Here is a 14,248-nt window from a genome sequence, read left to right as displayed (position 1 = left end):
TGCCGGGCAACTTAACACGCGCTCCGTCGGCGGGACGGGAAAAGCGTACAACCTTCGCAAAACGGTACAAATATAAAGACTACTTATAAATGTTTAGCACTAAATATCAAGAAATTATTTGCTAATGTCTTACGAACGGTCGAGCAGGGGAGTGTAGTGAATAACCGTGATAGTTTTAGGCAGGTAGCATAAATCAGCCGGGTGTGTCTGAAAAAGGCTAAAAAAAACCGAATGCGAAGCATCCGGTTGAAATAGGGGTAAACAGACATTCAGAAGTGAATGACGGTAATAAATAAAGTTAATGATGATAGCGGTCACTATTTTAGTTGCGAATGAAGATTCTGTTTTATCATTCAGTGCTATGAATTTCATCAATTTAACCCGTTGATTTTAAAAGTTTCGTGAATATATTTTGTCTATTTGTGCTTATTTTTACTTGATTTTTGCTTTAAAAAAGTTCCGTAAAATTCATATTTTGAAACATCTATGTAGATAACTGTAACATCTTAAAAGTTTTAGTATCATATTCGTGTTGGATTATTCTGTATTTTTGCGGAGAATGGACTTGCCGACTGGTTAATGAGGGTTAACCAGTAAGCAGTGGCATAAAAAAGCAATAAAGGCATATAACAGAGGGTTAATAACATGAAAGTTAAAGTACTGTCCCTCCTGGTACCAGCTCTGCTGGTGGCGGGCGCAGCGAATGCGGCTGAAATTTATAATAAAGACGGCAACAAATTAGACCTGTTTGGTAAAGTTGATGGCCTGCACTACTTCTCTGACGACAAAGGCAGCGACGGCGACCAGACCTACATGCGTATCGGCTTCAAAGGCGAAACGCAGGTTAACGATCAGCTGACCGGTTATGGCCAGTGGGAATATCAGATTCAGGGCAACCAGACTGAAGGCAGCAACGACTCCTGGACGCGTGTGGCGTTTGCGGGTCTGAAATTCGCTGGCGCAGGTTCCTTCGATTATGGTCGTAACTACGGCGTAACCTATGATGTGACCTCCTGGACCGACGTTCTGCCGGAGTTTGGCGGCGACACCTACGGCGCTGACAACTTTATGCAGCAGCGTGGTAACGGCTATGCCACTTACCGTAACACCGACTTCTTCGGCCTGGTGGATGGTCTGGACTTCGCGTTACAGTATCAGGGCAAAAACGGCAGCGTGAGCGGTGAAAACACCAACGGTCGTAGCCTGCTGAACCAGAACGGCGACGGTTACGGCGGATCGCTGACTTATGCAATCGGCGAAGGCTTCTCTGTCGGTGGCGCTATCACCACGTCTAAACGTACTGCCGATCAGAACAACACTGCTAACGATCGCCTGTATGGTAACGGCGATCGCGCCACGGTCTACACCGGCGGCCTGAAATACGATGCGAACAACATCTATCTGGCAGCGCAGTATTCTCAGACCTATAACGCAACCCGTTTTGGTACCTCTAACGGTAGCAACCCGTCCACCTCTTACGGTTTTGCCAACAAAGCGCAGAACTTTGAAGTGGTTGCTCAGTACCAGTTCGACTTTGGTCTGCGTCCGTCTGTGGCTTACCTGCAGTCTAAAGGTAAGGACATCAGCAACGGTTACGGCGCCAGCTATGGCGACCAGGACATCGTAAAATATGTTGATGTCGGCGCGACTTACTACTTCAACAAAAACATGTCCACCTATGTTGATTACAAAATCAACCTGCTGGATAAAAACGACTTTACCCGCGATGCGGGCATCAACACCGACGACATCGTAGCGCTGGGTCTGGTTTACCAGTTCTAATCAGCAAAAGATGTTGCTAAAGGGCCTGCGGGCCCTTTTTTCATGCCTTATTCCGGCGTACAAATACGACGTTTTGATATACGCTTGCGTCCATTCGAATGAGGATAAACAGCGATGAAAATGACTTTTTGCCGGGCCGTGTGTCTGGCGGCGGCTTTTTTACTTATGGGCTGCGATGAGGCTCCCGAAACGACAACAGTGTCACCTGCCGCTCAGGTGCTGGAAGGTAAAACGATGGGGACCCTCTGGCGGGTGAGCGTGGTTGGTATCGATGCGAAACGCGCCGCAGAGTTACAGACTAAAATCCAGACTCAGCTTGATGCTGATGATTGGTTGCTTTCTACCTATAAAAATGACTCCGCGCTGATGCGTTTTAACCATTCACGCAGTCTTGCGCCCTGGCCGGTCAGCGAAGCCATGGCGGATATCGTGACCTCGGCGCTACGTATTGGCGCGAAGACGGATGGCGCGATGGATATCACCGTGGGCCCGCTGGTCAATCTGTGGGGGTTTGGGCCGGATCGGCAGCCGCTGCATATCCCAACACCAGCACAAATCGATGCGGCAAAAGCGAAAACAGGCCTGCAACATTTGCAGGTTATCGACAGGGCTGGACATCAGTTTTTGCAAAAAGATCTGCCGGATCTTTATGTTGATCTCTCCACGGTCGGGGAGGGCTATGCGGCGGATCATCTGGCGTGTCTGATGGAGCAGGAGGGCATTGCGCGTTATCTGGTCTCGGTGGGCGGCGCATTAAGCAGTCGCGGGATGAATGCGCAAGGGCTGCCGTGGCGTGTCGCGATTCAGAAGCCGACCGACCGGGAAAACGCGGTGCAGGCGATTGTGGATATCAACGGGCATGGCATCAGCACCTCCGGCAGCTACCGCAACTATTATGAGCTGGATGGCAAGCGCGTATCGCACGTTATCGATCCGCAAACGGGGCGCCCCATTGAACACAACCTGGTATCGGTTACGGTCATTGCGCCAACGGCGCTGGAAGCGGACGGCTGGGACACCGGCCTGATGGTGCTTGGTACGCAAAAGGCGCAAGAGGTCGTGCGGCGGGAAGGGCTGGCGGTCTTTATGATCATGAAAGAAGGTGAAGGCTTTAAAACCTGGATGTCGCCGCAGTTCAAAACGTTCCTGGTGAGCGATAAGAATTAAAACGCAAGATTACGGGTTTTTGTGGGCGGATTTACGGACACACTGCATGTAAGCAAGCACTATGCTTAATGAAGGAGTCTATGATGAAAAAAGCGTTACTTACCGATGATGAATGCTGGCTGCGGGTGCAGGCGCGCGATGCCAGCGCGGATGGGCGTTTCGTTTTTGCGGTGCGAACCACCGGCGTTTTTTGCCGCCCTTCTTGTCGCTCGAAGCGGGCATTACGTAAAAATGTTCGCTTTTTTGCCAACGCGCAGCAGGCGCTGGACGCCGGTTTTCGCCCCTGCAAGCGCTGTCAGCCGGATAATGCGCGCGCGCAGCAACGGCGGTTGGATAAGATTGCCTGCGCCTGCCGTTTACTTGAGCAGGAGACGCCGGTAACGCTGGCGTCTCTGGCGCAGGCGGTGGCGATGAGCCCGTTTCATCTGCACCGTTTGTTTAAAGCGAGCACCGGTATGACGCCGAAAGGGTGGCAGCAGGCGTGGCGCGCCCGGCGGCTGCGTGAGGCGTTGGCGAAAGGAGAGCAGATCACGGCGGCTATTTACCGCGCCGGCTTCCCGGATAGCAGTAGCTACTATCGTCATGCCGACCAGACGCTGGGCATGACGGCAAAACAGTTTCGCAAAGGCGGCGATAATGTCTCCGTTCGCTATGCGCTGACGGACTGGGTTTACGGACGGTGCCTGGTGGCGGAGAGCGAGCGGGGGATTTGCGCGATTCTCCCCGGTGATAGCGACGACGCGCTACTGGCTGAATTACACACCCTGTTCCCGGCGGCCCGCCACGAACCTGCTGACGCGCTTTTTCAGCAACGGGTGCGGCAGGTTGTCGCGGCTATCAACACACGCGATGTGCTGCTCTCGTTGCCGCTGGATATTCAGGGAACCGCGTTTCAACAGCAGGTCTGGCAGGCGTTATGCGCAATTCCCTGCGGCGAAACCGTAAGCTATCAACAGATTGCCGCGACTATCGGCAAACCCACGGCGGTACGCGCGGTCGCCAGCGCGTGCGGCGCGAATAAACTGGCGATGGTGATCCCGTGTCATCGGGTCGTGCGTCGCGATGGCGCGCTCTCCGGTTATCGTTGGGGCGTGCGTCGAAAAGCGCAGCTATTAAAGCGAGAAGCGCAAAAAGAGGAGTAGCAATGCTGGATCTATTTGCTGATGAAGCGCCCTGGCAAGAGCCCCTGGCGCCTGGCGCGGTGGTGTTGCGCCGCTTTGCGTTTCGCGCGGCGCAGTCGCTATTAGACGATATCGGGTTTGTCGCCAGTCAGTCTCCGTTTCGTCAGATGGTGACGCCGGGCGGCTACACCATGTCGGTGGCGATGACCAACTGCGGCGCGTTAGGGTGGACCACCGATCGTCACGGTTATTGTTATGCCGTGCGCGATCCGTTGACCGATAAACCCTGGCCTGCGCTGCCGTTATCGTTTGCCAGCGTATGTCGTCAGGCGGCAATCGCGGCAGGGTATGAGAGCTTCCAACCGGACGCCTGCCTGATCAATCGCTACGCGCCCGGCGCAAAACTGTCGCTGCATCAGGATAAAGACGAGCCGGATCTGCGCGCGCCTATCGTCTCAGTTTCGTTGGGGGTGCCGGCGGTTTTTCAGTTTGGCGGCCTGCGTCGCAGCGATCCGCTCCAGCGGATCTTACTGGAGCATGGCGATATCGTGGTCTGGGGCGGCGAGTCCCGGCTGTTTTATCATGGTATCCAGCCGCTTAAAGCGGGCTTTCATCCCATGACCGGTGAATTTCGTTACAATCTCACCTTCCGTCAGGCGGCTGAAAAAGAATAAAAATAAGAATTATTATTGCTGTGCAGGTGGAGTTAGTTAAACTGCGGGCTGTTATTATCGGTCCGGGTTGTATGCATGGAACTTCTTATTCTTGTCTGGCGGCAGTACCGCTGGCCATTTATTAGTGTGATGGCGCTGAGTCTCGCCAGCGCGGCGCTGGGGATTGGCCTGATCGCGTTTATCAATCAGCGCCTGATTGAAACGGTGGACACCACCGTCATGGTGCTGCCGGAATTTCTCGGTCTGCTCCTGTTGCTAATGGTCGTCACATTAGGTTCCCAACTGGCGCTCACCACTCTGGGACACCATTTCGTTTACCGCCTGCGCAGCGAATTTATCAAGCGCATTCTGGATACACACGTTGAACGCATTGAGCAACTGGGCAGCGCCTCTTTACTGGCCGGTCTGACCAGCGATATTCGCAATATTACTATCGCCTTTGTGCGTCTGCCTGAGCTGGTGCAGGGCATTATCCTCACCGTCGGCTCGGCGGCGTATCTGGCGATGCTATCGACAAAAATGCTGCTGGTTACGGCTATCTGGATGGCGGTCACTATCTGGGGCGGATTTGTGCTGGTGGCGCGGGTTTACCAGCATATGGCGACCCTGCGCGAGACCGAAGATAAGCTGTACAACGACTATCAGACGGTGCTGGAAGGACGCAAAGAGCTGACGCTAAACCGCGAGCGTGCGGAGCAGATTTTTCAGCAATGTTATACCCCGGACGCCAAAGAGTACCGTCATCACATTATCCGTGCCGATACTTTTCACCTGAGCGCCGTCAACTGGTCGAATATCATGATGCTGGGAGCGATAGGCCTGGTCTTCTGGATGGCGAATAGTCTCGGCTGGGCGGATACCAACGTCGCGGCGACCTATTCACTGACGTTGCTGTTCCTGCGCACGCCGCTGCTGTCTGCGGTGGGGGCGTTGCCAACGTTACTGACCGCCCAGGTGGCGTTTAATAAACTGAATAAATTCGCGCTCGCCCCGTATAAGCCTGATTTTCCACAGCCGAAAGCCTTTCCCGACTGGAAGACGCTGGAGCTGCGCAACGTGGTTTTCCACTATCAGGATAACGCGTTTTCCGTGGGGCCCATCAACCTGACGATTCACCGCGGCGAACTGCTGTTTTTAATTGGCGGCAACGGTAGCGGGAAATCGACGCTGGCCATGTTATTGACCGGTTTATACCAGCCGCAATCGGGAACGATTTTACTTGATGGTCAACCTATTGCCGCCGGACAGCCGGAAGATTATCGCAAACTGTTTTCTGCGGTGTTCACCGATGTGTGGTTATTCGACCGCCTGCTGGGGCCGCAGGGGAAACCCGCCAATCCCGCTCTGGTCGAAAAGTGGCTTGAGCACCTGAAAATGACGCACAAGCTGGAGCTAAACGACGGGCGCATTTTGAATCTTAAACTGTCGAAAGGGCAAAAAAAGCGCATTGCGCTGCTGCTGGCGCTGGCGGAAGAGCGCGATATTATTTTGCTGGATGAGTGGGCCGCCGATCAGGACCCGCATTTCCGCCGGGAGTTTTATCAGGTACTGTTGCCGTTAATGCAGGAAATGGGCAAAACCATTTTCGCCATTAGCCATGATGATCACTATTTTATTCACGCCGATCGTCTGCTTGAAATGCGTAACGGACAGCTAACCGAACTCACCGGCGACGAACGTGATGCCGCCTCGCGTGATGCGGTTGCGCGTACTGCGTAATGGACTATGGCGCCGGATGAACCGCCTGATGGCAGCCCTACGTCCGCACGCGGGTAGGCCTGATAAGATGCCACGCGTCGCCACCAGGCATCGGGTTATTTCTTGCGGCGGGCGAGCGGGTTTCCAGACGTGTTTTAAAAAGAACTCCGGAGCGCTGCGTGAGTCGACATGTTCAGATGCCCGGTAAGTGTGACCGGGCAGCGTAACATTATCGCGTGACGGCGTTCTGTACGTTAGCGTCCGCTTTCCAGATGCGGTATTTCACGTCCACATTCGCCGGGGTATACACCACGATCGGCAGCTTGCTGTTGTAGCGCAGCATCCCGTCTTCACCCAGCCAGGCGGTGACGAATTTTTGCTCTTTCTTACCGTCAGGGCAGGCCATCATGGTTGATACCGGAGAGGTGACGTTACCAAAGACATAATAGTCATAGCCCCAGCCTTCCAGCGTTTTTGTTTCCAGCGTGCCGCCGAGGCGATGCTGGTTACAATCCACATTCAGCGTTTGGCCAATCAACAGTTCCACTTTGAGGGTAGATTCATCCTGCTGAGGGGTAAGGGTTATCACTTGCCGCTTCATTCCTTTTTCCGCCTGCGGATAGGGGGCGATTTTTTCCAGCGGCTGGGCGGTATCGCCATTGTTAGCCCAGGCAGAGGCGCTGGCGAGGGCGGCGAAGACGACGGCAGGGACAAACATCTTCATTTGATTGTTCACAGTATTTCCTTTCTGCTGTTTTCGGTATTCACTGACAACAGATTAACACATTCATATTATCTATTAATCTGTATTTACTCATATTTTCAAGATTATTAATAAAATAGCGTCTTTTTATATAGTGGAATATTCTGATATTGATAATGTAAATGAAATTATCAACTATTAGTGATTTTCGTTATATAAGCATCTATATAACTCATTGAAATGTGAGAAAAAGCACGTTTACGGGTCTTTACCCGGCACTCTTTTGATCCGGCAACAGCATTTACCTCTATCGGGGTATGCATCTCTTACACATCCTGAAATATCTTATTTACAAAAACAACTACTCATAAATTGTACGGTTTTTATTGGTATTCACTCCCTATGGAAGCGTGTCGTTATGGAAGGGCGATATCATGGTTGATTTATCCCGTCGAAGCATGTTGACCGGCAGTTGGCGCAACGCCAGCAATGGGATTCTTCCGCCGTGGGCCAGAGAAACAACCTATTTTCTCGCACATTGTCTGCGTTGCGACGCCTGCATCCAGGCGTGTGAGGCCGACATCCTGCAGCGAGGGGCGGGGGGATATCCGAGCGTAGATTTCAAACGGGGCGAGTGCAGCTTTTGTTATGCCTGTGCGCAGGCCTGTACTGAATCGCTTTTTCTTCCGCGCCACACCAGGGCCTGGGATCTGATTTTTACGCTCACGGAAAACTGCCTCGCCAGGCAATCGGTTGAATGCCATCGCTGCCAGGACAGTTGTGAACCTATGGCCATTACCTTTCGTCCCACGCTATCCGGCATTTACCAGCCGCAGCTTGACTCGCAGGCCTGTAACGGATGCGGGGCGTGTGTGGCTATCTGTCCCGTGTCAGCCATCAAAGCGGAGAACCACCATGCGCACTAACTGGCAGGTCTGTAGCCTGGTCGTGCAGGCCAAAAGTCAGAACATCGCCGCCATTGGCACACAGTTGAACACGTTGCCGGGTTGCGAAGTCGCGTTAAGCGACGTTGAAAGCGGGCAACTGATCGTGGTGGCGGAAGCAGATCAGAGTGAAACGCTGATGCAAACAATTGAGTCAGTACGCAATGTTGAGGGCGTGCTGGCGGTGTCGCTGGTTTATCACCAGCAGGATGAGCAAGGTGAGGAAACACCATGAAACTCAGTCGTCGTAGCTTTATGAAAGCTAACGCCGTTGCGGCCGCTGCGGCGGCTGCCGGTCTGAGCGTGCCGGGCGTCGCCCGCGCCGTTGTCGGGCAGCAGGAAGCCATCAAATGGGATAAAGCGCCGTGCCGTTTTTGCGGAACGGGTTGCGGTGTGTTGGTGGGAACGCAGCAGGGCCGTGTGGTCGCCTGCCAGGGCGACCCCGACGCGCCGGTCAACCGTGGTCTGAACTGCATTAAAGGCTACTTCCTGCCCAAAATCATGTACGGTAAAGATCGTCTGACGCAGCCGATGCTGCGCATGAAAGACGGCAGCTATCACAAAGACGGCGAGTTTACGTCGGTGAGCTGGGAACAGGCCTTCGATGTGATGGAGGAGAAGTTTAAAACCTCCCTGAAAGAGAAAGGACCAGAAGCGATCGGCATGTTTGGATCGGGTCAATGGACCATCTGGGAAGGCTATGCCGCCGCGAAACTGTTCAAGGCTGGTTTCCGCTCTAACAACATCGACCCGAACGCGCGTCACTGCATGGCCTCGGCGGTGGTGGGCTTTATGCGCACCTTTGGCATGGATGAACCGATGGGCTGCTACGACGATATTGAGCAGGCCGATGCGTTTGTGCTGTGGGGTTCCAACATGGCGGAGATGCACCCGATTTTATGGTCGCGCATCACTAACCGCCGTTTGTCCGACCCGAACGTGAAGGTTGCCGTCCTCTCCACCTTCCAGCACCGCAGCTTTGAGCTGGCGGACAACGGTATTGTCTTTACCCCGCAAAGCGATCTGGTGATCCTTAACTATATCGCGAATTACATTATTCAGAACAACGCGGTAAATCAGGATTTCTTCACAAAGCATGTGAACCTGCGTAAAGGGGCGACGGATATCGGCTACGGCTTACGCCCGACGCACCCGCTGGAAAAAGCGGCGAAGAATCCGGGCTCCGATGCTTCCGAGCCGATGAGCTTCGACGAGTATAAAGCCTTCGTGGCGGAATATACGTTGGACAAGACCGCTGAAATGACCGGCGTGCCGAAAGATCAACTGGAACAGTTGGCGCAGCTCTACGCCGATCCGAATAAGCGCGTGATCTCTTACTGGACGATGGGTTTTAACCAGCATACCCGCGGCGTGTGGGCGAATAACCTGGTTTACAACCTCCATCTGCTGACCGGAAAAATCTCCCAGCCTGGCTGCGGTCCTTTCTCGCTGACCGGCCAGCCTTCCGCCTGCGGTACGGCGCGTGAAGTGGGAACCTTCTCACACCGTCTGCCCGCAGACATGGTCGTGACGAACGAAAAACACCGTGATATCTGCGAAAAACACTGGCAGATCCCCGGTGGCACTATTCCGGCAAAAGTGGGTTTACATGCGGTGGCGCAGGATCGCGCGTTGAAAGACGGCAAGCTGAACGTCTACTGGGTAATGTGTAATAACAATATGCAGGCCGGGCCGAACATCAATGAAGATCGGATGCCGGGCTGGCGCGATCCGCGTAACTTTATCATTGTCTCCGATCCTTACCCGACGGTGAGCGCGCTGTCTGCTGATCTGATCCTGCCGACCGCCATGTGGGTTGAGAAAGAAGGCGCTTACGGCAACGCCGAACGCCGCACGCAGTTCTGGCGTCAGCAAATTAAAGCGCCGGGCGAAGCCAAATCCGACCTCTGGCAACTGGTGCAGTTCTCCCGTCGTTTTAAAACCGAGGAGGTCTGGCCGGAGGCGTTGCTGGCCCAGAAGCCGGAGCTGCGCGGTAAAACGCTGTATGACGTTCTGTTCGCCACGCCTGCGGTCAGCAAATTCCCGCTGAGCGAGCTGAAAGAGGATCAGTTAAACGATGAGTCTCGTGAGCTGGGCTTCTATCTGCAAAAAGGACTGTTTGAAGAATACGCCTGGTTTGGACGTGGCCACGGGCACGATCTGGCGCCGTTCGACGATTACCACAACGCGCGCGGTCTGCGCTGGCCGGTCGTCGAAGGCAAAGAGACGCAATGGCGTTACAGCGAAGGCAACGACCCGTATGTAAAAGCGGGGGAAGGGTACAAATTCTACGGTAAACCGGATGGCAAAGCGGTGATCTTCGCGCTGCCATTTGAACCCGCGGCGGAGTCGCCGGACAACGAGTACGATCTGTGGCTTTCCACCGGTCGCGTGCTGGAACACTGGCATACCGGCAGTATGACGCGCCGCGTGCCTGAATTGCATCGCGCCTTCCCGGAAGCGGTGGTCTTTATTCACCCGCTGGATGCGAAAGCGCGCGATCTGCGTCGTGGGGATAAGGTTAAAGTGTCATCCCGCCGCGGCGAAGTGATTTCGATTGTCGAAACGCGTGGACGTAACCGTCCGCCGCAGGGACTGGTGTATATGCCGTTCTTCGATGCCGCTCAGCTAGTGAACAACCTGACGCTGGATGCGACGGACCCGCTCTCTAAAGAGACGGACTTCAAGAAGTGCGCCGTTAAGCTGGCGAAGGTGTAACGCGTTATGTCCCGTACAGCGAAACCCCAAAATGGCCGCCGCCGCTTTCTGCGTGATGTTGTGCGCACTGCGGGCGGGCTGGCGGCGGTTGGCGTGGCGCTGGGCTTGCAACAGCAAACCGCGCGCGCATCGGGCGTGCGGCTGCGTCCGCCTGGCGCGCTGAATGAAAATGCCTTCGCCAGCGCCTGTGTGCGCTGCGGGCAGTGCGTTCAGGCGTGTCCATACGACACGCTAAAACTGGCGACGCTGGCCTCCGGGCTATCGGCAGGCACGCCCTATTTCGTCGCTCGCGACATCCCCTGCGAAATGTGTGAAGACATTCCGTGCGCCAAAGTCTGCCCCAGCGGGGCGCTGAATAAAGATATCGCCTCCATTGATGACTCGCGCATGGGGCTGGCGGTGCTGCTGGATCAGGAAAACTGCCTCAACTTTCAGGGGCTGCGCTGCGACGTTTGCTACCGCGAATGCCCGAAAATCGATGAGGCCATCACGCTGGAGCTGGATCGCAACATGCGCACCGGCAAACATGCGCGCTTTCTGCCCACCGTACACAGCGACGCCTGTACCGGCTGCGGCAAATGCGAAAAAGTCTGCGTACTGGAGCAACCAGCGATAAAAGTGTTGCCGTTGTCATTGGCGAAAGGGGAGTTAGGACACCATTACCGCTTCGGCTGGCTGGAGGGGAAAAATGGCAAATCGTAAACGCGACGCCGGGCGAGAAGCGCGGGCGAAAAAAGGCTGGTGGCGTAGCCACCGTTGGCTGGTGTTACGCCGTATCAGCCAGTTTATGGTGCTGGGGATGTTTCTCAGCGGCCCGTGGCTGGGCTTTTGGGTTTTGCATGGCAACTACAGCAGTAGTTTGCTGTTCGATACCCTCCCGTTGACCGATCCGCTGATTACCCTGGAAAGTCTCGCCAGTGGACATCTTCCCGCTACCGTGGCGCTGACGGGAGCAGTGATTATCACTGTGCTGTATGCGCTGGCGGGAAAGCGATTATTTTGCAGTTGGGTTTGCCCGCTAAACCCCGTTACCGATTTGGCTAACTGGATGCGCAGGAAATTTGACCTGAACCAGTCTGCGACGATTCCACGCCATATACGGTACGTCCTTCTGGTGGTGGTGTTAATCGGTTCGGCCTTGACCGGCACGCTGCTGTGGGAATGGATTAATCCCGTGTCGCTGTTAGGCCGTAGTCTGATTATGGGATTTAGTAGCGGCGCGTTGCTGATTATTGCTTTGTTTTTATTTGATTTATTAGTCGTTGAGCACGGTTGGTGCGGTCATATTTGCCCGATGGGCGCGCTGTATGGCGTGCTGGGCAGTAAAGGCGTAGTGACCGTGACGGCCAAAAAACGTGAGAAATGTAATCGCTGTATGGATTGTTTTCATGTTTGCCCGGAACCGCATGTGCTACGTGCGCCGGTGCTGGATGAGCAAAGCCCGGCGCAGGTCACTCACCGCGACTGCACGACCTGCGGTCGCTGCGTGGATGTCTGTTCTGAGGATGTTTTTACAATAACGATACACAACATCATTCGGGATGCATCGCGGCGGTAAGCGAGGAAATCCCCAGGAGCATAGATAACGATGTGACTGGGATTTTCGAGCGCAGCCAACAAAGAGGCAGCTCGAAGGATGAAGTGTAAATGCGATGGAGTTCGGGAGCGAAACAATGAAAAGCCATGACCTGATGAAAGCGCTGTGTCAATGGATGGCCACGCTTGCCCTGGTGGTAAGTGGTGCGGTTTGGGCGGCAAACGGAGTGGATCTGAGCCAGTCGCCGGAAGTATCCGGGACGCAGGAAGGGGCGATTCGTATGCCGAAAGAGCAGGAACGTATGCCGCTAAATTACGTCAACCAGCCGCCGATGATCCCGCACAGCGTCGAGGGCTACCAGGTGACGACCAATACCAACCGCTGTCTGCAATGCCACGGCGTGGAAAGTTATCGTACGACGGGCGCGCCGCGTATCAGTCCGACGCACTTTATGGACAGCGACGGTAAAGTGTCGGGCAACGTCGCGCCGCGTCGTTATTTCTGCCTGCAGTGCCACGTACCGCAGTCTGATACCGCGCCGATTATCGACAATACCTTTACCCCCTCGCAAGGTTACGGGAAATAAGAGGTCATTATGGAAAATTCTAACCGTAAACCCGGCTGGATAAAGCGCGTCTGGCGATGGTGGCGCAGCCCCAGCCGCCTGGCGTTGGGGACGCTGCTGTTAATCGGTTTTATCGGCGGCATCATCTTCTGGGGCGGCTTCAATACCGGAATGGAAAAGGCTAACACCGAAGAGTTTTGTATTAGCTGCCATGAAATGCGCAACACGGTGTATGAGGAGTATATGGAAACCGTCCACTACAACAACCGTAGCGGCGTTCGTGCCACCTGTCCTGACTGCCATGTGCCGCATGAGTGGGGGCCGAAGATGATCCGTAAGATCAAAGCCAGTAAAGAGCTGTACGCGAAGGTATTTGGGCTGATAGATACACCGCAGAAATTTGAAGCTCATCGCCTGACAATGGCACAAAATGAGTGGCGGCGCATGAAAGACAACAACTCGCAGGAATGCCGTAACTGCCACAATTTCGACTTTATGGATCTGACCGCGCAAAAAGGCGTCGCGGCGAAAATGCACGATCAGGCGGTAAAAGATGGACAGACCTGTATCGATTGCCACAAAGGGATCGCGCATAAACTGCCGGATATGCGTGATGTTAAACCAGGTTTCTGACAGGACGTTGATGAGTGGGAATGCTTGAAGCCAGAGATCTGTACTGCGAGCGGGACGAGAGGACGCTATTCAGTGGGCTGTCGTTCACCGTGGAGGCCGGGGAGTGGGTGCAGGTCACCGGCGGCAACGGCGCGGGAAAAACCACCCTGCTGCGCCTGCTGACCGGGCTGGCGCGCCCGGACGGCGGCGAGGTGTACTGGCAGGGCGAACCCCTGCGCCGCGTGCGCGACAGCTTCCATCGCAGCCTGCTGTGGATAGGGCACCAGCCGGGGATTAAATCCCGCCTGACGGCGCGGGAGAACCTGCACTTCTTCCACCCCGGCGACGGCGCGCGTCTCCCGGAGGCGCTGGCGCAGGCCGGGCTGGCGGGATTTGAGGACGTGCCGGTCGCCCGGCTCTCGGCCGGGCAGCAGCGCCGGGTGGCGCTGGCCCGCCTGTGGCTGACCCGCGCCGCGCTGTGGGTGCTCGACGAACCGTTCACCGCCATTGATGTTAACGGCGTGGCGCGCCTCACCCGGCGGATGGCGGCGCACACGGCGCAGGGCGGGATGGTCATTCTCACCACCCACCAGCCGCTGCCGGGGGCCGCGGACACCGTCCGCCGCCTGGCGCTGACCGGCGGGGAGGCAGGGCTGTGATGTGGCGTGTCTTCTGTCTCGAGCTGCGCGTGGCGTTCCGCCACGGCGCGGACATCGCCGGCCCGCTG

The 14,248-nt window shown here is 55.3% G+C and carries 14 protein-coding genes and 1 pseudogene; 14 read left to right on the top strand and 1 reads right to left on the bottom strand.

Going from position 1 to position 14,248, the window contains the following annotated elements; genetic code table 11:
* Positions 1-645: 645 nt before the first annotated feature.
* From ACLJQJ_RS16350 to ACLJQJ_RS16330, 5 genes are all read left to right on the top strand, one after another.
* Positions 646-1,782 (top strand): porin OmpC, encoded by a 1,137-nt coding sequence (locus ACLJQJ_RS16350; RefSeq protein WP_063808725.1) that lies wholly within the window; start codon positions 646-648, stop codon positions 1,780-1,782.
* A 114-nt stretch (positions 1,783-1,896) separates the two neighbouring features.
* Complete coding sequence (gene apbE / locus ACLJQJ_RS16345; protein WP_063808724.1) at positions 1,897-2,949, top strand: FAD:protein FMN transferase ApbE; 1,053 nt, start codon at positions 1,897-1,899, stop codon at positions 2,947-2,949.
* 80 nt (positions 2,950-3,029) lie between these two features.
* A complete protein-coding gene (ada, locus tag ACLJQJ_RS16340; protein WP_063808723.1) occupies positions 3,030-4,091 on the top strand; it encodes a bifunctional DNA-binding transcriptional regulator/O6-methylguanine-DNA methyltransferase Ada in 1,062 nt (353 codons plus the stop codon).
* Positions 4,092-4,093: 2 nt separating this feature from the next.
* The gene (gene alkB / locus ACLJQJ_RS16335) at positions 4,094-4,744 is read left to right on the top strand and encodes a DNA oxidative demethylase AlkB (RefSeq protein ID WP_023225807.1); all 651 of its coding nucleotides are present in this window, start codon (positions 4,094-4,096) and stop codon (positions 4,742-4,744) included.
* Between the two features lie 75 nt (positions 4,745-4,819).
* A complete protein-coding gene (locus tag ACLJQJ_RS16330; protein ID WP_000421589.1) occupies positions 4,820-6,463 on the top strand; it encodes a multidrug ABC transporter permease/ATP-binding protein in 1,644 nt (547 codons plus the stop codon).
* Positions 6,464-6,671: 208 nt separating this feature from the next.
* Here ACLJQJ_RS16330 and eco read toward each other — a convergent pair whose 3' ends face one another.
* Positions 6,672-7,166 carry a serine protease inhibitor ecotin gene (gene eco / locus ACLJQJ_RS16325; protein WP_063808737.1) on the bottom strand — a complete coding sequence of 165 codons (495 nt, stop codon included), beginning with the start codon at positions 7,164-7,166 and terminating at the stop codon, positions 6,672-6,674.
* 413 nt (positions 7,167-7,579) lie between these two features.
* On the opposite strand from eco, the gene napF reads away from it, so the two are divergent.
* The 9 genes and pseudogenes from napF to ACLJQJ_RS16280 form a co-directional block, all read left to right on the top strand.
* Positions 7,580-8,071 (top strand): ferredoxin-type protein NapF, encoded by a 492-nt coding sequence (napF, locus tag ACLJQJ_RS16320; protein WP_000228069.1) that lies wholly within the window; start codon positions 7,580-7,582, stop codon positions 8,069-8,071.
* On the top strand, positions 8,061-8,324 hold the full coding sequence (gene napD / locus ACLJQJ_RS16315; protein ID WP_001260058.1) for a chaperone NapD: 264 nt from the start codon (positions 8,061-8,063) through the stop codon (positions 8,322-8,324). The genes napF and napD overlap by 11 nt, the downstream gene beginning before the upstream one ends.
* Positions 8,321-10,807: a nitrate reductase catalytic subunit NapA gene (napA, locus tag ACLJQJ_RS16310; RefSeq protein ID WP_063808722.1), complete on the top strand. Its 2,487-nt coding sequence runs from the start codon at positions 8,321-8,323 to the stop codon at positions 10,805-10,807. The genes napD and napA overlap by 4 nt, the downstream gene beginning before the upstream one ends.
* Positions 10,808-10,813: 6 nt before the next feature.
* Positions 10,814-11,509, top strand: a complete 696-nt coding sequence (napG, locus tag ACLJQJ_RS16305) for a ferredoxin-type protein NapG (RefSeq protein WP_063808721.1) — start codon at positions 10,814-10,816, stop codon at positions 11,507-11,509.
* Positions 11,496-12,365, top strand: coding sequence for a quinol dehydrogenase ferredoxin subunit NapH (napH, locus tag ACLJQJ_RS16300; protein WP_063808720.1), 870 nt, complete (start codon positions 11,496-11,498; stop codon positions 12,363-12,365). The genes napG and napH overlap by 14 nt, the downstream gene beginning before the upstream one ends.
* Positions 12,366-12,480: 115 nt before the next feature.
* Positions 12,481-12,930, top strand: a complete 450-nt coding sequence (napB, locus tag ACLJQJ_RS16295; RefSeq protein WP_000835182.1) for a nitrate reductase cytochrome c-type subunit — start codon at positions 12,481-12,483, stop codon at positions 12,928-12,930.
* A 9-nt stretch (positions 12,931-12,939) separates the two neighbouring features.
* Positions 12,940-13,542, top strand: coding sequence for a cytochrome c-type protein NapC (napC, locus tag ACLJQJ_RS16290; protein ID WP_000431778.1), 603 nt, complete (start codon positions 12,940-12,942; stop codon positions 13,540-13,542).
* Positions 13,543-13,562: 20 nt separating this feature from the next.
* Positions 13,563-14,180 (top strand): cytochrome c biogenesis heme-transporting ATPase CcmA, encoded by a 618-nt coding sequence (ccmA, locus tag ACLJQJ_RS16285; protein WP_023194943.1) that lies wholly within the window; start codon positions 13,563-13,565, stop codon positions 14,178-14,180.
* A pseudogene (locus ACLJQJ_RS16280) lies at positions 14,177-14,248 on the top strand (hypothetical protein); the annotation flags it as partial. The gene ccmA and the pseudogene ACLJQJ_RS16280, both read left to right, overlap by 4 nt.

Origin of the sequence: Salmonella sp. SAL04202 (assembly GCF_046550775.1) — a bacterium.
Lineage (GTDB): Bacteria > Pseudomonadota > Gammaproteobacteria > Enterobacterales > Enterobacteriaceae > Salmonella > Salmonella enterica.
This window is presented reverse-complemented; position numbering and strand designations above follow the sequence as displayed.

Excerpts from the sequence above, each read along its gene's own strand:
- ccmA (WP_023194943.1), top strand. The coding sequence starts at position 13,563 with ATGCTTGAAGCCAGAGATCTGTACTGCGAGCGGGACGAGAGGACGCTA.
- napF (WP_000228069.1), top strand. The coding sequence starts at position 7,580 with ATGGTTGATTTATCCCGTCGAAGCATGTTGACCGGCAGTTGGCGCAAC.
- eco (WP_063808737.1), bottom strand. The coding sequence starts at position 7,166 with ATGAAGATGTTTGTCCCTGCCGTCGTCTTCGCCGCCCTCGCCAGCGCC.
- ACLJQJ_RS16350 (WP_063808725.1), top strand. The coding sequence starts at position 646 with ATGAAAGTTAAAGTACTGTCCCTCCTGGTACCAGCTCTGCTGGTGGCG.
- apbE (WP_063808724.1), top strand. The coding sequence starts at position 1,897 with ATGAAAATGACTTTTTGCCGGGCCGTGTGTCTGGCGGCGGCTTTTTTA.
- alkB (WP_023225807.1), top strand. The coding sequence starts at position 4,094 with ATGCTGGATCTATTTGCTGATGAAGCGCCCTGGCAAGAGCCCCTGGCG.
- napA (WP_063808722.1), top strand. The coding sequence starts at position 8,321 with ATGAAACTCAGTCGTCGTAGCTTTATGAAAGCTAACGCCGTTGCGGCC.
- ada (WP_063808723.1), top strand. The coding sequence starts at position 3,030 with ATGATGAAAAAAGCGTTACTTACCGATGATGAATGCTGGCTGCGGGTG.
- napB (WP_000835182.1), top strand. The coding sequence starts at position 12,481 with ATGAAAAGCCATGACCTGATGAAAGCGCTGTGTCAATGGATGGCCACG.
- napG (WP_063808721.1), top strand. The coding sequence starts at position 10,814 with ATGTCCCGTACAGCGAAACCCCAAAATGGCCGCCGCCGCTTTCTGCGT.
- napC (WP_000431778.1), top strand. The coding sequence starts at position 12,940 with ATGGAAAATTCTAACCGTAAACCCGGCTGGATAAAGCGCGTCTGGCGA.
- napH (WP_063808720.1), top strand. The coding sequence starts at position 11,496 with ATGGCAAATCGTAAACGCGACGCCGGGCGAGAAGCGCGGGCGAAAAAA.
- napD (WP_001260058.1), top strand. The coding sequence starts at position 8,061 with ATGCGCACTAACTGGCAGGTCTGTAGCCTGGTCGTGCAGGCCAAAAGT.
- ACLJQJ_RS16330 (WP_000421589.1), top strand. The coding sequence starts at position 4,820 with ATGGAACTTCTTATTCTTGTCTGGCGGCAGTACCGCTGGCCATTTATT.